General features: G+C 73.7%; 13 protein-coding genes and 2 pseudogenes. 4 read left to right on the top strand and 11 right to left on the bottom strand.

All coding sequences use genetic code 11. The features are described 5' to 3' along the window. Window positions 1–52: 52 nt before the first annotated feature. Window positions 53–1,024, bottom strand: coding sequence for an ABC transporter permease (locus ABZ951_RS18985; RefSeq protein ID WP_344092823.1), 972 nt, complete (start codon window positions 1,022–1,024; stop codon window positions 53–55). A gap of 414 nt (window positions 1,025–1,438) precedes the next feature. Between ABZ951_RS18985 and ABZ951_RS18980 the strand changes: the two genes are divergently transcribed. After that, window positions 1,439–1,903 (top strand): subtilase-type protease inhibitor, encoded by a 465-nt coding sequence (locus ABZ951_RS18980; RefSeq protein ID WP_344092825.1) that lies wholly within the window; start codon window positions 1,439–1,441, stop codon window positions 1,901–1,903. Between the two features lie 75 nt (window positions 1,904–1,978). Here ABZ951_RS18980 and ABZ951_RS18975 read toward each other — a convergent pair whose 3' ends face one another. From ABZ951_RS18975 to ABZ951_RS18940, 8 genes and pseudogenes are all read right to left on the bottom strand, one after another. Further along, window positions 1,979–3,067 carry a S1 family peptidase gene (locus ABZ951_RS18975; protein WP_344092828.1) on the bottom strand — a complete coding sequence of 363 codons (1,089 nt, stop codon included), beginning with the start codon at window positions 3,065–3,067 and terminating at the stop codon, window positions 1,979–1,981. Between the two features lie 198 nt (window positions 3,068–3,265). Further along, window positions 3,266–4,093, bottom strand: coding sequence for a slipin family protein (locus tag ABZ951_RS18970; protein WP_344092831.1), 828 nt, complete (start codon window positions 4,091–4,093; stop codon window positions 3,266–3,268). Between the two features lie 191 nt (window positions 4,094–4,284). Beyond that, a complete protein-coding gene (locus tag ABZ951_RS18965) occupies window positions 4,285–5,223 on the bottom strand; it encodes a S1 family peptidase (protein ID WP_344092896.1) in 939 nt (312 codons plus the stop codon). Window positions 5,224–5,480: 257 nt separating this feature from the next. Then, window positions 5,481–6,266, bottom strand: a complete 786-nt coding sequence (locus ABZ951_RS18960) for a DUF1684 domain-containing protein (protein ID WP_344092833.1) — start codon at window positions 6,264–6,266, stop codon at window positions 5,481–5,483. Window positions 6,267–6,279: 13 nt separating this feature from the next. Then, on the bottom strand, window positions 6,280–7,587 hold the full coding sequence (locus tag ABZ951_RS18955) for an NtaA/DmoA family FMN-dependent monooxygenase (RefSeq protein WP_344092835.1): 1,308 nt from the start codon (window positions 7,585–7,587) through the stop codon (window positions 6,280–6,282). Continuing rightward, window positions 7,584–8,546: pseudogene (locus ABZ951_RS18950) on the bottom strand (LLM class flavin-dependent oxidoreductase); the annotation flags it as partial. The pseudogene ABZ951_RS18950 and the gene ABZ951_RS18955, both read right to left, overlap by 4 nt. Window positions 8,547–8,681: 135 nt before the next feature. After that, window positions 8,682–10,514: pseudogene (locus ABZ951_RS18945) on the bottom strand (FAD/NAD(P)-binding protein); the annotation flags it as partial. Between the two features lie 459 nt (window positions 10,515–10,973). Further along, window positions 10,974–12,170 carry a DUF5685 family protein gene (locus tag ABZ951_RS18940; RefSeq protein ID WP_344092837.1) on the bottom strand — a complete coding sequence of 399 codons (1,197 nt, stop codon included), beginning with the start codon at window positions 12,168–12,170 and terminating at the stop codon, window positions 10,974–10,976. A gap of 273 nt (window positions 12,171–12,443) precedes the next feature. Between ABZ951_RS18940 and ABZ951_RS18935 the strand changes: the two genes are divergently transcribed. Beyond that, a complete protein-coding gene (locus tag ABZ951_RS18935) occupies window positions 12,444–12,881 on the top strand; it encodes a cell division protein SepF (protein ID WP_344092839.1) in 438 nt (145 codons plus the stop codon). A 78-nt stretch (window positions 12,882–12,959) separates the two neighbouring features. On the opposite strand, the gene ABZ951_RS18930 is transcribed toward ABZ951_RS18935, so the two are convergent. Continuing rightward, on the bottom strand, window positions 12,960–14,177 hold the full coding sequence (locus tag ABZ951_RS18930; RefSeq protein WP_344092841.1) for an acyl-CoA dehydrogenase family protein: 1,218 nt from the start codon (window positions 14,175–14,177) through the stop codon (window positions 12,960–12,962). A gap of 481 nt (window positions 14,178–14,658) precedes the next feature. Then, window positions 14,659–16,326, bottom strand: a complete 1,668-nt coding sequence (locus ABZ951_RS18925; RefSeq protein WP_344092843.1) for an MFS transporter — start codon at window positions 16,324–16,326, stop codon at window positions 14,659–14,661. 258 nt (window positions 16,327–16,584) lie between these two features. Between ABZ951_RS18925 and ABZ951_RS18920 the strand changes: the two genes are divergently transcribed. Both ABZ951_RS18920 and ABZ951_RS18915 read left to right on the top strand, forming a co-directional pair. Next, window positions 16,585–17,682: a hypothetical protein gene (locus ABZ951_RS18920; RefSeq protein WP_344092900.1), complete on the top strand. Its 1,098-nt coding sequence runs from the start codon at window positions 16,585–16,587 to the stop codon at window positions 17,680–17,682. Between the two features lie 306 nt (window positions 17,683–17,988). Next, the gene (locus ABZ951_RS18915; protein WP_361280287.1) at window positions 17,989–18,993 is read left to right on the top strand and encodes a phosphatase PAP2 family protein; all 1,005 of its coding nucleotides are present in this window, start codon (window positions 17,989–17,991) and stop codon (window positions 18,991–18,993) included. The last annotated feature ends 105 nt before the right edge of the window (window positions 18,994–19,098 follow it).

The following is a 19,098-nucleotide window of genomic DNA, read 5'->3' as shown; positions in this document are numbered from 1 at the left end:
CTCCGGGTCGAGAAGGGGAAAGAGGGACGGGACGCCCCGTAAGGGGGTGTGTTCAGCGCGCGGTGCGGGGATCGAGCGCGTCCCGCACGGCATCGCCGAGCAGGTTGAAGGCGAGGACGAAGACGAGGAGCGCCACGCCGGGGAAGACCAGGTAGGTCGGGTCGTCGTAGAAGACCTCGGAGCCGCGGGAGATCATGCGGCCCCAGTCGGGGACGGGCTCGTTGATGCCGACGCCGAGGAAGGACAGCGCGGCCTCGGCGGTGACGACGCCGGGCACGGCGAGGGTGATGTGGACGAGCACCGGGGCCCAGACGTTGGGCAGCAGCTCCCGCAGGACGATGTGGCGGCGGCTCGCCCCGACGGCCCGGGCCGCCTCGATGAACTCCCGCTCGCGCAGGGAGCGCACGGTGGTGCGCAGCACCATGGCGAGCGGCACCCAGCCGAAGGCCGCGAACACCGCGATGAGCGAGGCGAACTGCATCCAGGCGGGCTCGTTCTCGCCGGGGTCGACGAAGCGGCTTCGGATGACGGGGCTGAGCGCGAGGAGCAGCAGGAGTGTCGGGAAAGCGAGCAGCGCATTGCATACGAACGTGAAGGCCCGGTCGGCGAGGCCGCCGAGGTAGCCGACGGTGAGACCGAGGGCGACGCCGACGACGGCGATCACGGCGACGGAGGCGAAGGCGACGAGCAGCGAGGTGCGCATGCCGTAGAGGAGCTGGGTGAACACATCGCGGCCGAGGCCGGGTTCGATGCCGAACCAGTGGTCGGCCGAGATGCCGCCGTTGGGGAGAACGGGCAGGCCCTCGGGGCTGAGGAGGCCGGGGGTCTGCTGCCCGTAGTGGTCGGTGGGGTTCTTGCCGTAGAGCGCGGCGAGCAGGGGTGCGGTGAGGGCGAGGAGGGCGCACAGGAGGACGACGGCGAGGGCGGCCATGCCCGTCATATCCCGCCGGAAGGCGCGGCAAGCGGAGGCGAAGGGGCCCTGGGACTGTCGTTTACGGGGTCCTTCCCCGTGTACTTCGGCCATTTGCTGCCGCGCTCCTGAATCGCTCCGGCCGCCGCTCGGTCACAGGGCGGGCCTCTTTTCGGCCGGGGTACGGGGGTCTCCCACCCCGGGGTGCGGTTCATTAGATACAGCGGCAGGACGCTCCGCAAACGGTGTTTTTGAAGGTCAATTTTCTAATTCATCGATGATTACAAGGAATCCTTGCTGGTCAACACTCCTGAAACATTAATCCCCACCTTTCCCTCCCAAGTCGGACATGCGCATGAACCCGTTCCACCTCTGCACGACTTTGTCGAGACGTGCCTCACACAAGTTCAAGCCATTACTCAGGGTTTTCAACCAGCGACTGAAAGTGTTCGTTCGGTGTGCGTTCATGCCCAACTTGGGCAAGACTCCAGTCCGTTATCTGAAGCGACGAGCAAGGGAGTGTTCGGAATGCGGTACATCACTGGGGGCATCGCACTGGGCGCCGCGCTGGCACTGGGCGGCGGCCTCATCGCGGCCGGGACCACGGTCGCAAGCGCCGCACCCGCACCGGTCCCCGCCGCACAGACACAGGCGACGCAGAGCCTCTACGCGTCCTCCGCACTGGTCCTCACCATCGGCAAGGGCGCCAACAGGTCCGACTCCGGCGTCCAGCGCGCGGTGACACTGACGTGCACGCCGACCGCGAGCGGCACCCACCCGAACGTCAAGGGCGCGTGCGCACAGCTGCGCGCCGCCGACGGTGACTTCACCAAGATCACCACCATCAAGGCCGACACGGTCTGCACCAAGGAGTGGAACCCGACCGTCGTCACGGCCGAAGGCGTGTGGGAAGGCCGGCGAGTCAACTTCGAGCACACCTTCGCCAACCCGTGCATGACGCAGGCGGGCAAGGGCCTGGTGTTCAGTTTCTGACATCGGCACACGAGGCGGCCCCCGGACACCGTGCAGGTGTCCGGGGGCCGCTGCCGTGCGGGCGGTCCCGCGGCCCTACGGCAGGGACGCGCCGTACGCTTCCAGTGCCTCCTGGACCGGCTGGTAATAAGTGGTGCCTCCGGTGCGGCAGTTGCCGTTGCCTCCCGAGGTGAGCCCCAGCGCGCGGTCGCCCGCGAAGAAGGGGCCACCGCTGTCACCGGCCTCGGCACAGACATCGGTCCGGACCAGCCCGGTCACCCGGCCCTCCCGGTAGTTCACCGTGGCGTTGAGGCCGGTGACCGTACCGCTGCGCAGCCCGGTGGTGGCGCCACTGCGCCGGACCGCCTGACCGACCCCCGCCTCACCCACCCCTTCGATGGGCTGGGTGGTGCCGTTGTGCAGATACACCGCGCTGGGGTGGTCGACGGGGGCGGTGTACTCCGCGACGGCGTGGTCGTCGCCGGGGAAGCTGGAGCCGGCGGTCCGTGCGATCTCCGCGCCGCCCTCGGTCGCGGCCCATGTCTTGAGCGAGCCGCCGCAGTGTCCGGCGGTGAGGAAGTGGGGCCTGCCGCCCTTGGTGACGTTGAAGCCGAGCGTGCACCGCCCGGTGGTGCCGGTGCCGGTGCCGTAGATCGCCTCACCGCCCGCGATGAACCGGGTGAGCTCCGCGTCCGTCCGCCGCACCACCACCCGCTCGCCGAGCGGCTCGACGACCTTCTCGAGCCGGGCGAGCCCCTCGCCCTCGACCGTGGGATCAGCGGTGACGACGACCCGGTTGACCCGGGGGTCCATGCCCCAGGCCGTGCCGGGGATCTCCTCACTGGCATCCAGCGCGCTCTGGGTGGAGGCCAGCTGCGCCTGCGAGAAGCGCACGACCCTGGCCTGGGCACCCGCCGCGCGGACCGTGGCCACCGCGGCCGGGTCGACGACGTTGACGACGAGCCTTCGCGCCCGGCTGTCGTAGTACGAGCCGGCCCCCGCGTCCTCCAGCCGGGTGTCGAGCGAGCGCGCGAGCTGCGCCGCCGAGGCGGCGGACAGCACCCGCGCGCCCTGGTCCGTCGACGCGCCGGCCTGCTGCGGCCCCAGGGTCACGGCCGCGAGCGCGGCCACCGCCGCGGCCGCCGGAGCGGTGCGCATCCGCATCCGCATCGGGAAAGATCTCAACTCGGCACCTCCAGTGGGGGCGGGCCCGACAGTGGGGTGCCGATTGCCCGGAGGACAGACGACACAGGCCCGCCTCCCGGCTTTACGAAAGGCGCGTCCATGCCAAGTTGTCCGTCGAGTATCCCCGCCTCAAGAGGGCGTGTACAAGGCGGAATCGACCTGGCTTGCGGGTACACGCGCGCGCCCCCGGCGCCGGTGTCAGACGGAGGGTGAAGGCGGTGCGGGAGGTGCGGGTGGGGTAGCAGGCGCGGCGGGCGGCGGGCCCTGCTGGGCGGACCGCTCCAGGAAGCGCAGCAGCTCCACGGGGAACGGCAGCACCAGCGTGGAGTTCTTCTCGGCGGCCACCGCGACGATCGTCTGCAACAGCCTCAGCTGAAGGGCGGAAGGCTGCTCGGACATGGTCGCGGCGGCCTCGGCGAGCTTCTTGGACGCCAGCAGCTCGGCATCGGCGTTGATCACACGGGCCCGGCGCTCCCGCTCGGCCTCGGCCTGCCGGGACATGGAGCGCTTCATCGTCTCCGGCAGCGACACGTCCTTGATCTCGACGCGGTCGATGTGCACGCCCCAGCCGATGGCCGGGCTGTCGAGCATCAGCTCCAGGCCCTGGTTGAGCTTCTCGCGGTTGGACAGGAGATCGTCCAGGTCGCTCTTGCCGATGATCGAGCGCAAGGAGGTCTGGGCCATCTGGGAGACCGCGAAGCGGTAGTCCTCGACCTGGATGACGGCCTCGGCCGGATCGACGACCTTGAAGTAGACGACGGCGTCGACGCGCACCGTCACGTTGTCCCGGGTGATGCCCTCCTGGGCGGGGACCGGCATCGTGACGATCTGCATGTTCACCTTGCGCAGCCGGTCGACGCCGGGGATGACCATGGTGAAGCCCGGCGGGCGGATCTGCTCCCGCAGCCGGCCGAGCCGCAGCACGACGCCCCGCTCGTACTGCTTGACCACCCGCGCGCCCGCGGCCACGTACAGGGCGCCCGCGGATCCGGCGGCGACCGCCGCCGTCAGCAGCTCTTCGATCATCACGACCCCCTGCCGTCGGGATCCGCGTCGGGTGTCGTCTTCCACGGTATGCCCCTGCCGACCGGGGGTCGAGCCCCCGGCCCGGGGTACGGGACGGGGGCTCGGGTGCTGCCGGCCGCAGGCGTGGGGAAGAAGGTGCGTGCTCACGGCAAGGGCAGCCGGGGTCCGGTCCGCTGCTTGGCGGACCGGCGTCAGGGGAGGGTCACTCCGTAGGCCTTCATGGCCTCGACGACGGGCTGGAAGAACGTGGTGCCGCCGGAGCGGCAGTTGCCGCTGCCGCCGGAGGTGAGCCCGAGGGCGGTGGAGCCGGCGAAGAGCGCGCCGCCGCTGTCACCGGGCTCGGCGCAGACGGTGGTGCGGATGAGGCCGGTGACGACATCGCCGTTGCCGTAGTTGACGGTGGCGTTCAGGGCGGTGACCTTGCCGCTCTTCAGACCCGTGGTCGAGCCGCTGCGCTGGACGCTCTGGCCGACGGTGGGGTCGGCGGCCGCGGTGATCTTCTGCGAGCTGCCGTTGTAGAGGTTGACCTCGCTCGGGTGCGCGAGGGAGGTGTTGGTGTACTTCACGATGCCGTAGTCGTTGCCCGGGAAGCTCGTTCCGGTGGACGGGCCGACGCTGGTGGCGCGCCCGGAGTCGGCGTAGTAGGGCGGCTTGCCCTCGGTGCAGTGGCCGGCGGTCAGGAAGTAGTACGTACTGCCGCTGCGCACGTTGAAGCCGACCGAGCAGCGCCAGCTCGTGGCGTAGACGGCGTCGCCGCCGCGCAGGTACTTGGTGAAGGTGCCGGGGACGCGCTCGATGCGCAGCACGCCGGCGTCCGGCCCGGCCGCGGCTCTGATCCTCGCTATCTCCGCGGCGGAGACGGTGGAGTCGGCGGAGACGAGGAGGGAGCCGGTCTTCTGGTCGACCATCCAGGCGGTGCCTGGGACATCGGCCGAGCGCACGGCGGCGCTCGCGGCGGTCAGCTGGGCGGCGGTGGGTGCCTTCAGCTGGGCCGCCCGGGAGGGCTCGGCGTGGGCGTGGGTGGCGACGAGCGCGGAGACGGCCGTGAGGCCGGTGGCCAGGGCGATCAGCCGGATGCGTCCGGTGCTGGTGCGGTGGGCGGCGGTGCGGTGGGGGATGGTGCGCTTGATCCTCACGTTCTTCCTCCCGTGGGGGGTCGGGGGGCCCGCACACGCACGCGGGCCGGTGAGGCGCAGCCGAAAGGGCACACCGCGTTCCACTTTTCGCCGTGCCCCTGACAAGCGCTGTTCGGGAGTATTCGGGCCGGAGGCCGGGCGGCGCAAGAGCACCTTTCGGACGCGCCGGGGCAGGACGAAGGACCCCGGCGGCCCGCAGGCTCCGCCGGGGCCCGCCGTGCCCGACCCCCCGGGTCCGCCCTTTCGACGCGTCAGCGCGTGCGGGAGTTCCGCTCCCCCGCCGGAACCTCGACGGTGAGGGTGTTGCCGGGCGGCGGGAAGGGGCAGATGAAGTGTTCGGCGAAGGCGCAGGGCGGCAGCAGGGCGCGGTTGAAGTCGACCGTCACCCTCCCCCGGGCGTCCGGCGCGGGCGGTCGCAGGAAGCGGAAGCGATAGCTGGAGGTGCCGCTGGTGCCGTCGGCGAAGACGGCCCACAGCGAGCCGTCCGCCTCGGTGGCGACCCGCAGGGTGTGCTCCTCCCCGGCGAGGTCGAAGGCCAGCTCACCGGCGAGCCCCAGGCCCCGCTCCCGGCCGTCGGCGTTCTCCACGGTGACCGTGCGGGCGCTGTCGTACGGGCGGAACCGGCCGGGCAGCACCCAGCGCTCGTCGTGGTCGAAGACGTCGATCCCGGCGAACGCCCGGCGGGCCGCGGCGTCCGGATCGAAGACCCGCACCGCCCACAGGCCCTCGCGGCGCAGCACGAGCAGCCGGCGGCCGCCGTGCGCGACCCGGGCCGTGCCGGGTCCGCCGTCCGGGGTGAGGCGGACCTCCCCGTCCAGCGGCCGGCCGTCGACGGTCAGCCCGTCCGGGGCCGCGGCGGTGAGCAGGACCGTTTCCCCCTCTTCGCGCCACTCCCCCGGCACGGCCGGAATTCGACGGTCCGGGTGGTCGGCGAGCCAGTGGGTGCCGGTGAGCGAGAGCGGCCCGTAGGGCGCGGAGACCGCCCCGGTGCGCTCTTCGCGCCACGCCTTCCACTGCTGTTGTGCGTCAGTGCTCATGCCGGTCAACCTTTCACAGGGTGTGGGCCGCGGGCAGCGCGAGCCCGAGGTGGTCGCGGAGCGTCGGACCGCTGTACTCCGTACGGAACGCGCCACGCTCCTGGAGCAGGGGCACCACCCGGTCGACGAACTCGTCGAGCCCGCCGGGGGTGAGGTGGGGCACGAGGATGAAGCCGTCGGCGGCGCCCGCCGCGACGAACTCCTCCAGCCGCGCGGCGACGTCCCGCGGGGTGCCGATGAAGGACTGCCGGCCGGACGTCTCGATCACGGTCTGCCGCAGGGTGAGCCCCTTGGCCTTCGAGACGGCCCGCCAGTGGTCGACGACGGCGTGGGGATCGGCGATCCTGACCCGGCCCTGCGCGACCTCGCCGCCGGGGTCGGGCCCGATCGCGGGCAGGGGCCCGTCCGGGTCGTAGGCGGAGAGGTCCCGGCCCCACACCTGTTCGGCCATCAGCAGCGCGGTCTGCGGCGAGACCTGCTGCTCGCGGATCTCCGCGGCCTTCTCCTGGGCCTCGGCGGCGGTGTCGCCGAGGACGACGCTCACCCCGGGCATGATCTTCAGGTCCTCCGGCCGGCGGCCGTACGCGCCGAGGCGGCCCTTGACGTCGGCGGAGAAGGCGCGGCCCGCCTCCAGGGTGCCGTGCCGGGTGAAGACGACGTCGGCGGCGGAGGCGGCGAACTCCCGCCCCTCGCCGGAGTCGCCCGCCTGGATGACGACGGGGTGGCCTTGCGGGCCGGGCTCGACGTCGAACTCCCCGGCGATCGTGAAGTGCCGGCCGTGGTGGGCGAAGGGCCGCGAGGTGCCGGCCGCCCGGGAGTCCCACAGCTCGCGGGCGGTGGCGAGGAACTCGGCCGCGCGGGTGTACCGGTCGGCGTGGTCGAGGTAGCCGCCGCGGCGGAAGTTCGCGCCGGTGAAGGCGTCGGAGGAGGTGACGACGTTCCACGCCGCCCGGCCGCCGCTCAGGTGGTCCAGGGTGGCGAGGCGGCGGGCGAGTTCGTAGGGCTCGTTGAAGGTGGCGCTGACGGTGGCGGCCAGGCCCAGCCGGTCGGTGACGGCCGCGAGCGCGCTGAGCACGGTGATCGCCTCGGGGCGGCCGACGACGTCGAGGTCGTGCAGCTTGCCCTTGTGCTCGCGCAGCCGCAGCCCTTCGGCGAGGAAGAAGAAGTCGAACAGGCCACGTTCGGCGGTGCGCGCCAGGTGTGCGAAGGAGGCGAAGTCGATCTGGCTGCGGGAGCGGGGGTCCGTCCAGACGGTGGTGCTGTTGACGCCGGGGAAGTGTGCGGCGAGGTGCATCCGCCGGCGGGCGGCCCGGTGGGTCATGCGGTCCCCCTGGCGGGTGCGTAGCGGTTGGCGGGCCGGGGCAGGCACAGGTGCTCGCGCAGGGTGCCGCCCGGGTAGAAGGAGCGCAGCAGGCCGCGGTGCTGGAGGACGGGCACGGTCGCGTCGACGAGCAGCGGCAGGTCGCGGTCGGGGTCCTCCGGGCGGAAGTGGAAGCCGTCGACGAAGCCGTCGGTGTACCAGGCGCCGGCCAGGTCGGCGAGGGCCACGGCGTCGGCGGCCGCGTACAGGGCGACGGGCAGCGAGGCGAGGACGACGAGGTGGCCGGGGTCGCGGCCCAGGGCCCGGGCGCGGGCGCGCAGGTCCTCGCGCGCGGCGCGGACCGCCCGGGGGACGTCCGCCCCGCCGGGCGGCCCGGTGCGGACGAAGACGACGTCGGCGTGGCGGGCGGCCGTCTCGCGCGGCAGGGGTCCGGTGACGTCGACAGCGACGACGGGGTGGCCCTGCGGCGGCCGGGGCACGATCGAGGGGCCGCGGACGCTGAAGGCGTCGCCCTGGAAGTCGACGTGGTGGAGCTTGTCGCGGTCGACGAACCGGCCGGTGGCCGCGTCGCGGATCTCGGCGTCGTCCTCCCAGCTGTCCCAGAGCCGGGCCACGACGTCGGCGACCTCGCCCGCCTCGTGCCACAGCCGCGGCCCGGGTGCGGCGGGGCGGCGCCCGAAGTGACGGGCCGTCGCCTCCCCGGCCGAGACCTCCACCGTCCAGCCGGCCCGGCCGCGGCTGACCCAGTCCAGGGTGGCGACGGCCGAGGAGAGGTGGAAGGGCTCGGTGTGGGTAGTGGTGACGGTCGGCACCAGGCCGATCCGCTCGGTGGCGGGGGCGACCCGGGCGAGCACGGCGAGGGCGTCGAGGCGGGTTTCGCCGCGCCGGGGCGGGCCCAGGGAGTCTCCGAGCGTGACGAAGTCCAGCCGGCCGCGCTCGGCGAGGCGGGCCGCGCGGACGTACGCTTCGGCGCCCCGGCCGCGGGGCCGGTCGAGGGCGACGGCGAGGTGGAGTGGCCGGGTGGGCACGGGCACGGGACCCCCTGGGGGTGTGGGAGGGGCAGCGGGCGCGGGCGCGGCGGGGCGGGACAGCTCGCGCAGGGCGGTCAGGGCCGCGCGGGCGGTGGCGTCGTTCTGCCGGAACGCCGGGGCGTTGGTGCGCGGCCGGGCGAAGGCGACGGAGGTGCGGGCGTCGGTGTGCGGGCCGAGGGCGAAGCGGCGTGGGTGCGGGCGGCCGTCCCGGCCGAGGACGCGGCCGTCGTCGGGGCTGACGGCCAGCAGTCCGGAGGCGGTGGTGGCCGACTCCCCGTACAGGCCGCGCAGCAGCGGATCGCCGCTGCGGGCGACCGAGGGCGGGGGCAGCCGCGCCTCGACGAGCGCCCTCGCCTCGACCGCCGTGCCGGGGGCGCTCGCCCCCTCCGCCCGGAAGACGCCCCGCGCGCTGTCGGCGGTGACGGTCATGCCGGCGCCGAGGAAGCGCACCACCCCGGCGCGGGAGAGCGCGAGGAGCTGCCGCAGCCGGGGGCCGGGCGGCCCGGAGGCCAGGTAGTTGAAGAAGCCGTGCCACCACGGTCCGGTGTCCCCCAGGGCCGCGAGCTGCCCGGAGACGGAGAGCAGGCCGAGGAAGACGGCCTGGTCGGCGCTGTGCCGGGGGTCGTGGCGGCGGGCGAGGTCGGCCTCGATGTGGGCCCGCAGGCCGTCCTGGAGCGCCTCCTGGCCGGAGAAGCGCAGCCCGTCGAGGGGGTGGTCGAGCGCCGTCAGGTCGAGCCGGTCGGCCGGGTCGGGGACGGTGGCGGCGACGAGCGCGTGGAGTGCGGCGCTGCCGGGGGCGCAGGCGGCGTACCGCGCCTCGAAGCCGGGCCAGCCGGCGCGGGTGCGCTCCGGGTGGGCGGTGAACAGCCGGTGGTAGTGGGCGAACCCCAGCTCCTTCTCGACGAGCGGCCACACGTCCCGCCGGAAGTCGGGCGGGCCCGGCCGGGCGCGCAGGGCGGCCACTTCGGCGGGGCCGAGGAAGCGGGGCAGCGGGGGCCGCTCCCCGGCCCAGGGATAGCCGGTCTTCGAGCGGTACGGGACGCCGCGGCGCGATCCGACGTGCAGCACGGGCTCGCGCCCGGAGGGGTGGTAGGTGAGGGTTCCGGTGCCGTCGTCGGTGTACCGGCCGCCGCGGCCCTCGGTGAGCAGCACCATCAGGTCGACGAAGGCGAGCCCGAAGCCGCGGACGAGCACGGGTTCGCCGGGGAGCAGCCCGCTCAGGTCGCTGTCGGCGGTGAAGTCCGGTGGCAGGTAGGTCAGTCCGTGGCCGGCGGCGAAGCGGGCGAGCTCGCGCTGGTCCGCGTCGGGGGCGGAGGGGAGGTGGCCGAGGGCGAGCACGACGAGGTCGGCGAGGAGCGGGGCGGGCCTGCCGTCGAGCTGGACGCGCTGCCGCCCGTCGCGCGGTCCGGTGATCCGTAACGCGCGCCGCCGGTGCTCGTGGACGACGACGCCGGGCGGGAGGGCGGCGACCGACTGTGCGTAGACCCAGCTCAGGTAGGCGCTCTGCAACCGGCGGCCGGCGAAGCTCCCGCCGGTCAGCCGGCGGGCCTCGGCCGCGGTGGCGGCGTCGAGGCGGGGCGTGTCGGCGCCGCCGGCGCGGATCTCGGCCGCCCAGTCGGCGAGGGAGGGGCCCGGGCGGACCGGCCCCCGCTGTTCCACCGTGTCGTCGGTGTACAGGGTGACGTCCTCGGCCGTGGAGTTCATCCACAGCAGCGGGGACTGGTCGTGGCGCCAGATCCGGCCGCCACCGGGCGGGTGGGGGTCGACGAGGTGGACGTCGAGGCGGCGGCCGGCGAGGAGTTCGGGGGCGTTGGCGGCGATGCGTTCCAGGAGTCCGGTGCCGCGGGGGCCCGCGCCGATGACGACGAGGGAGGGGACAGGAGGGTGCGGGGGCATGCGAAGGCTCCGTGGATGCGGGGATCGAACACGGGAGATGGTGCCTTCACGCCCGGCTCGCGCCCCTCAGCACGGGCCGGAACCCCGAGGCTAGGCCGGGGTCCTGGCCTGCTGTCAAGCAGGTGTCCGCACTGTGAGCGGGCCGTCTCAAGTGAGTTGACGCGGAACCGGATGGCTGTTCCACTTGTGCCATGCACTCAGGGCAACGGCTGGTCACGCGCCACCACATCGACCTCGGTCGGGTGTGGTCGGCCTCGTGTACGGGCACCCGTCCCCGCCGGCGCCCCTGTCAGGGCTGACGCGCCCGGCGGGCCCTGCCGCGTCTTCCTGTGCTCCTCAGTCCCCTGAGCGCCTTTCGGCGCTCTTTCTCAGCCCGTCCGGGCCCCGGTCGCCTTCACCCCGCCGCACCTCCGCGGCGGTTCGACCACCCCTCCCCTTGCACCACCCGCTTCACCTCGCTCAGCAGTCGCACCCGCAACAATCGCAGCCTTCGCAGCAGTTGCAGCCGCAGTCACAGCAATCGCAGCAGTCACTACAGTCATCGCATTTGTGGCACCAACCTTCGCGCGGCTGGCCTGTCCACGGGTCGTCGTAGGGGTTCTTGCAGCACACTTGACCCGTGCAGCAGAGACCGGTCCACACCGCGCAGCCGGCGATCAGCCCGCGCCGCCGCCCCCGCCTCGGCGGCTCGGGCGGCGCGCCGGGCGGCATGACCGGCGGCGCTCCGAACGCCCCTTCCGGGGCCTGATGGTGACCTTCCGCGTGGCCGTCGTGCCCGCACCCGGAGGTGCCGAACGCCCGGTCGACCGCGCGCGCGAGCTCGTGCGCCAGCAGCAGGTGGGCGAGCTTGCTCTGCCCCTTGCTCGCGAAGTCCACCTCGCGCAGCGCCAGGCGCACGCCGTGCACGGAGTCGTCGCACAGCCGCCGGACCTCCGCCAGGTCCGTCCCCGTCGCGGTGACGGGGTTCCACGCGCCCGCCGCGGCGTCCTCGGCCAGGTCCTCGACGGCGTCCAGCAGGTGCGCAAGCCGTCCGAAGAGCCGGCCCGCCTCCTCCAGCGGCGCCCTGTTGGCGGGCCGGCCCGCCAGTACCGCCGTGAAGCCGAAGGCCGCGGCGGTCGCCGTCTCGGTCGGCTCCGTCACCTCCAGCAGGGAGGTGCCGATACCGGCCGACTCCTCGATTCCGGCCTGCCGCTCGACCGCGTCGACGAGCACGGCGGTGTCGAAGCCGAGGTCCGCGCCGGTGCGGGCGCCGGCGCGGTCCCACCGGGCGGCGACGCGGCGGGCGGCCGCGGCCACCGGCCGCCGGGCCAACGCGCCGTCGCCGTCGGCGACATGGTCGCGCATCTTCGCCGACGCCAGCACCAGCGAGACGGAGGCGGCCAGCCGTGCGCCCTCGCCCCGCGCCACGGAGGCCGTGCGCATCCCGCGCAGCGGGCAGGGCCCCGCGGTGCGGCGCCAGGAGTTCGCGCCCTCGGTGCGCGGCGACTGCGCCTCGACGAGCACCGATATGACCAGACCGTCATAGTTCGTGGCCGCTCGGGCGAACTGTCCGTGGTCACCCCGCAGAGCGAGACAGAGGCCGCACAGATGAGCCATCCACTCCGTGTGCATCGACTCGGACAGCCGGTGCCGACATGGCCTGATGATCCCGAACAATTCCCGCCCCCGTGTGTGGTGTGGATGGACCCGGGCATCCTAATCACCGGACAACCACACCGGCCCGCGCCCAGCGGGCCGCTTCCCGTACCGCATATGCCCAGGTCCAGAGCGTGTGGCGCAGCTCTCGGGATTTCTGACGCACCGCCAACCGCTTTGCACCAGATGCGTCACGAAATCCTCGCTTGGCGGCTATCCACTTGGCACACCATCCGCATCATGGACGACGATAGAGAAGCGGTCGGACCACACCGCGTGTGAGAGGAGGCGTCCATGGGATCGGTGCGCAAGGCGAGTGCCTGGCTCGGCCTCGTCGACGACAGCGATGACGAGCGCTACTACGACGACGACTACGCCGAGGGGCCCGAGCCCGGCGACTCCTGGGTGACCAACCCGAAGGTGCGGGTCGCGGACGAGGCCGCGCAGGAACAGGGCACCCGTATCGCCACGGTCACCCCGGACGGCTTCCGGGACGCCCGTGGCATCGGCGAGCTCTTCCGCGAGGGCGTCCCAGTGATCGTCAACCTCACGGGCATGGAGCCCGACGACGCCAAGCGGGTCGTGGACTTCGCCGCCGGGCTGACGTTCGGGCTGCGCGGCTCGATCGAGCGCGTGGCCAACCGCGTCTTCCTGCTGACCCCCGCCGACTACCAGGTGCTGAGCGGCGAGGCGGGCCGCGCGAGGAGCGGAGGCTTCTTCAACCAGAGCTGAAGGCCGGTCCCCACCGGCCGGGGCCCGTGGTCGGCCCTCCGGTGGGGACACGGCAGCCCCGGCCGCACGGCCGGGTGCTCACCGGAACGCGTCGAGGCCGGTGAGCGCCTTGCCCAGCACCAGCTGGTGCATCTCGACGGTGCCTTCGTAGGTCAGCACCGACTCCAGGTTCGTGGCGTGCCGCATGACCGGGTATTCGAGGGAGATCCCGTTCGCGCCGAGGATCGTCCGGGCCGTACGGCAGATGTCGATCGCCTCCCGCACGTTGTTGAGCTTCCCGAAGCTGACCTGCTCCGGGCGCAGCGCCCCGGCGTCCATCCGCAGCCCCAGGTGGTGGGCGAGCAGGATGCCCTTGTGCAGTTCCACCGCCATGTCGGCGAGCTTGGCCTGGGTGAGCTGGAAGCCGCCGATGGGCCTGCCGAACTGCTCCCGCGTCCGCGCGTAGTCGAGCGCCGCCTCGAAGCTGGTGCGCGCGGCGCCCATCGAGCCCCAGACGATTCCGTACCGGGCGTGGCTCAGACAGCTCAGCGGCCCGCGCAGGCCGGCGGCCTCCGGCAGGACGGCGTCCGCGGGCAGCCGCACCTCGTCGAGGACCAGCTCGCTGGTGACGGAGGCCCGCAGGGACCACTTGTGCCGGATCTCGGGGGCGGAGAACCCGGGCCGGTCGGTGGGGACGAGGAACCCGCGGATGCCGTCGTCGGTCCGGGCCCAGACGACGGCGACGCCCGCGACGGAACCATTGGTGATCCACATCTTCCGGCCGGTCAGCACCCAGTCGCCGCCGTCGCGCTTGGCGTACGTGCGCATCCCGGCGGGGTCCGAGCCGTGGTCGGGCTCGGTCAGCCCGAAACAGCCGATGATCTCGCCGGCGGCCATGCCGGGCAGCCACCGCTGCTTCTGCTCCTCGGAGCCGAAGCGGTGGATCGCGTACATCGCGAGGGAGCCCTGCACGGAGACCAGGGAGCGGATGCCGGAGTCGGCGGCCTCCAGCTCCAGACAGGCCAGGCCGTACTGCACGGCGCTCGCACCGGCGCAGCCGTAGCCGCTGAGCTGCATGCCGAGGGCGCCGATGGAGCCGAGCTCGCGGGCGAGTTCACGGATGCCGGGGAGTTCGCCGCGCTCGTACCAGTCCGCGATGTGCGGCAGGACGCGGTCGGCGGCCCACTGCCGGACGGTGGCGCGGACGGCGAGGTCCTCGGGGGACAGCAGGTCGTCGATGCCGAGGGGGTCGTGCGGGTCGAAGGGCGACGGTTTACGGGGTGCGGGGGAAGACGAGGGTGACGAGGGTACGGACATGGGCCAGCCTCCGGCTCGCTGCGGCACGGGCTGCCGTGGCCCGGCCCCGGACGCCCGGGTGTGATCATCCGGTCGCCCCCGACGCTAATCCGGCTGACGCCGGGCGTCCAGGGGGTCTGGGCCCCGGCCGACGACGGCCTCGCCGGCCCGGCACCGCCGTACTCATGCTCCGCCGTCGCGGCGGAAGAGGGGAACAGCCCCCATCGCAAAGACACACCGGCCCGCCAAGCCCAGCCCCTCACCCCCGCCGCAACCAACCCCCCGCCACCGCGGCGCAGCCCGGCGGTGCCGAAACCGCCCAAGAACCGGGCCCCGCCCGCACGGCACCGCCGGACACCGCCGTTCTCATGCTCCGCCGTCGCGGCGGAGGAGGGGGGCAGCCCCCCATCGCGAAGACGCACCGGCCGCCTGGCCCAGCCCTTTACCCCCGCCGCAACAAACCTCCGCCACCACGGCGCAGCCCGGCGGTGCCGGACTTCGCTCAGGTCGTGGACTTCGCGCTCAGCGGCGGTGGCGCCGGCGCCACCGCCGGCTGACCCTCAGCGGGAGCGCCGCCGCAATCCATCGTGCGCGGCAGCCGCAGCGCCGCCGCCGCGCCCAGGAGCAGCAGGCCCGCGCTCAGCAGGAGCGTCACGTGCAGGCCGTGGACGAACGCGTCGCGGGCCGCCGCGCGGAGGGCCTCGCCCGCCGGGCCGCCGAGTCGCGTCGCGACCTCGTACGCCTCGCCCAGCGAGTGGCTCGCGGCGGCGCTCTCCGCGCTGGGTACCCCCCGGGCGCCGCTGACACCGGGCGCGTACGCGGCGTTCATGACGCTGCCGAGGAGGGCGATGCCGATGCCCGCGCCGAGCTGGTAGGAGGTTTCCCCTATCGCGGCCGCTCCCCCGGCGGACTCCGCGGGGGCCTCGCTGAGCATCGACTCGTAGGCCCCGAAGAGCGTGGTCTCCAGCCCGAAGCCGAGCAGGACGAAGCCCGCGACGAGGGCCCAGGGGCGGTCCTGCTGGCCCATGACGGTCAGCGAGGCGACGGCCGTGGCGGTGAGGACGAAGCCGAGGGTGACCATGGCGCGCGGCCCGAAGCGGTGGAGGACCCGGGAGCCGACGAGGCCCGCGGCCATCGCGGCGAGCGTGAGCGGCAGCAGCCGCAGCCCGGTCTCCAGCGGGGTGAGGCCGAGGACGAGCTGCAGGTACTGGGCCGCTATGAGCTCCAGGCCGACGAGCGCCAGCATGGCCAGCACGATGCAGCCGACGGACGTCCCGAAGGCCGGCCGGGCGAACAGCCGGAGGTCGACGAGCGGGTGGGTCCGGCGCCGCTGCCGCCGGACGAAGACGATCAGCAGGGCGGCCCCGAGGGCCCCGGGGACGAGCGTGCCGAGCGTCAGCGGCGGTTCACCGCCGCCGATCCGCTTCACCGCGAGGACGAGCCCGAACAGTCCGAAGGCGGCCATCAGCGCACCGGCGACGTCCCACGGGCCGTCGCGGTCGCCGGTCGACTCGGGCAGCAGCCAGCGCCCGACGGGCAGGCTGACCGCCATCAGCGGGATGTTGATGAGGAAGACCGATCCCCACCAGAAGTTCTCCAGGAGCAGCCCGCCGACCAGCGGCCCGAAGGCCGCGCCGACGGCGGCGACCGCGCTCCAGATGCCGACCGCGAGGGCCCGCTCCTTCCGGTCGGGGAAGACCTGCCGGAGGATGGACAGCGTCGCCGGCATGATCATCGCGCCGCCGACGCCGAGCAGCGCCCGGGCCGCGATGAGGACGTCGGGGCTGGTGGCGAGGGCGGCGAACGCGGAGGCGACGCCGAAGAGCCCGTAGCCGAGGAGCAGCACGCGGCGCCGGCCGACGCGGTCGCCGAGGGTGCCGAAGAGGATGAGGAGCGAGGCGCAGACGAGCGGGTAGACGTCGACGATCCACAGCAGCTGGATGGCGCCGGGGCGCAGGTCCTCGGTGACCGCGGGGACGGCGACGTGCAGCACGGTCGCGTCGACGGCGACGAGGAGCAGGCTGACGCAGAGGACGACGAGGACGGTCCAGCGGTTGGCCTCGGCGCCGCGCCCGAGGGGCAGTCGCGGCTGGTACCGCAGCCCGCGCCGGGACCGCTGCCGGGGAACACCCGCCGCCCGTGGGGGGCCGGCCGTGGTCGTCCCTGACATTCACACACCTCCGTGTCGTGCGCTCGCGCACCCGGCGGCGGGCCGTGGGGGACGGTGGGCCCGGCCGGCTGGGGGCGAGTGAGTCGACAGAGTACGCGAGTCCCGGCCACCGATACGTGCTCCCGGTCACGCGGACGGCCCCTTGCGGGGGGCGCCTGACGCATGCTGGACAATTGCTCGGTGACCGATCTCGTTTCCCCCGCCGGTACGGACGCCGGTGCGCCCGGCCCGCGCGGTGCCGCCGCGGCCCGCCGCGCGCTGCGCCGGGCGGCCCCCGCGCTGCTGGTGTACGCGGGGGTGCGGGCGCTGGGCGTCGTGGTGCTGGCCGGGTGGGGGCAGGTGGCGGGCAAGAGCCCGCACCAGCTGCTCTCGGCGCGCTGGGATTCCCTCTGGTACTCCCGCATCGCCGAGGAGGGGTACGGGCACACCCTGCATCTGAGCGGTGGCAAGGTCCACTCGGACCTGGCGTTCTTTCCCCTGCTGCCGTGGCTGGAGCGGCTGGCGTCCGCGGTGTTCCCGCTGTCCGCGGCCGACGCGGGGCTGGTGGTCAGCGCCGTTTCCTCGCTGTTCGCGGCCTGGGCGCTGTTCCTGATCGGTGAGCGGCAGGGCGGGCGGCGGGCCGGGGTCGCCCTGGTGGCGCTGTGGGCCGTGCTGCCGGTCGGCATCGTGCAGTCGATGGCGTACTCGGAGTCGCTGTTCACGGCGCTCGCCGCGTGGAGCGTCTACTGCGTGCTCACCGGCCGGTGGGTGTGGGCGGGCTCGCTGGCGGCGCTGGCCGGGCTGACCCGGCCGGTGGGCGCCGCGGTGGTGGCGGCCGTGTGGATCACCGCGGCGGTGACGTGGTGGCGCGGCGGCCGCCGGGTGGAGCTGCGGACGCTGCTCGGGTGTGTGCTCGCCCCGCTGGGCTGGCTGGCGTACTTCGCGTGGGTGGGGGCCCGCGAGGGGAGCGTGACCGGCTATCTCGACGTGCAGGGCGGCTGGGGCAACGGCTTCGACGGGGGCGTGGCCTTCGGCTCCTTCGTCGCCGGGCGGTTCACCGGCGGGGCGTGGCCGGCCGGGGTGGGCCTGCTCGTCGGGGTGGCCCTGGTGGTGTGGCTGTACGGGGTGGGGGTACGGCAGCGGCAGCCGCTGCCGCTGCTCGTCTACGGGGGCACGGTCCTGGCGCTGGCCCTGACGGCCAAGGGGTACTTCGGGTCCAAGCCGCGGCTGATGATGCCCGCCTTCCCGCTGCTGCTGCCGCTCGCTCTGGCCCTCGCCCGGCTCCGGACGGTGCGGGCAGTGCTGACGGTGTGCGCGGTGGCGCTGGTGTCGGCGGCCTACGGGGCGTTCTGGCTGCACGGCTCCGGCCCGCCGTGATCTTTTCGCCGGCGCCGCGGGAGGGGCCGGGGCGGCCGGGGAAAAGCCCCTCGGGGAACGGCGCAGAAACACCGGGGAACACGCCGGTCAATCACCGATAAACACCGTCCGGCATAAAGAAAACAACAAGGCCGGCCCACCCGCGGGGGACCGTCGCCGCTTTCTCCGGGCGCCGCTAATCACGGGTTCGTTCTCCGGAATCAAACGTGCCGAAAGTCATGTTTGAGACGCATTCCACATCACATCGTCATCACAAAGCGGCCTGATCGGCCAAACCTTCCCGTCACGCAATGTAACGTCGATTGAGTGCGTACCAAAGACGAGCTCGTCCAAGCGGAGGAGCGCCCGACCGAGCCCGTGCGGCCGCGGATGACCCGGACCCGTCTCGGGATCTTCGTGGCCACCTCCGTGGTCTATCTGGCGATCGTGGTCGGCGTGCTCACGACGTCCTGGCCGGTGCGGTTCGACTGGCAGGTCATGCTCTTCCGCCCGTACAAGCAGTGGCCGGAGATCCACACCTTCCTCGACTACTTCGTGGTCCTGGGCCAGCGCGGCCCGACCGCCGTCGCGGTCGCCGCCTGGCTGGGCTGGTGCACCTACCGGCAGAAGACCCTGCGGCCGCTGCTGGTGCTGGGCACCTCGCTGCTGCTGCTCAACGCCACGGTCGGCGCCGCGAAGATCGGCATGGGCCGGCTCGGTCCGCACTACGCCACCGAGATCGGCTCGAACGAGATGTTCGCCGGCGGCGACATATTTCCCTCGGGTCACACCGCCAACGCCGTGGTGACCTGGGGAGTCCTCGCCTACCTGGCCACCACTCCGCACACTCGCCGGGTCGCGTCGGTGATCGCCGCGCTGCTGGCGCTGGGCGTCGGCATGACGACGGTCTACCTCGGCACCCACTGGATGAGCGATGTGACCCTCGGCTGGAGCGCCGGGCTCCTGGTCCTGCTCGCCCTGCCCTGGTTCGAGGCGCCGATGGCCCGCGCCGACGCCGTTCTCCTGGGCGTCTGGCAGCGCATCCGCGAGCGCGGTGCCCTGCTGCCCGCGCCGCTCGCCCCCGTGGCCACCGTCGGCGCCCCGCGCCCCCCGGTGGACGACCAGCTGCCCGTCCGCGAGCCGGTGGGCGCCGGTGCCCGCACGGCCCGCGTCCCCGACGGCCGGCCGCACCTCTCGCCCCGGCCGCACACCGCCCGTTCCGAGCGCACGCCCGTCACCCCGACCGGCAGCCGCCGCCCGGCCGGCTCCGACCGCGCGCCGCGCACCACACCGCTGGGCCCGGCCACGGGCCGCGGCCGCACCGTCGGCTAGAGGGCGCCCGAGCAGCACCGGCGCGGGGGTACGCACACCGGCCCGCGCCGCGCACCGCGACCGCGGTGGTCCCTGCGCCCCTTCGGGGCTCCGGGGCCACCGCGG

Origin of the sequence: Streptomyces sp. NPDC046215, assembly GCF_040646215.1 — a bacterium.
Taxonomy (GTDB): domain Bacteria; phylum Actinomycetota; class Actinomycetes; order Streptomycetales; family Streptomycetaceae; genus Streptomyces; species Streptomyces stramineus.
This window is presented reverse-complemented; position numbering and strand designations above follow the sequence as displayed.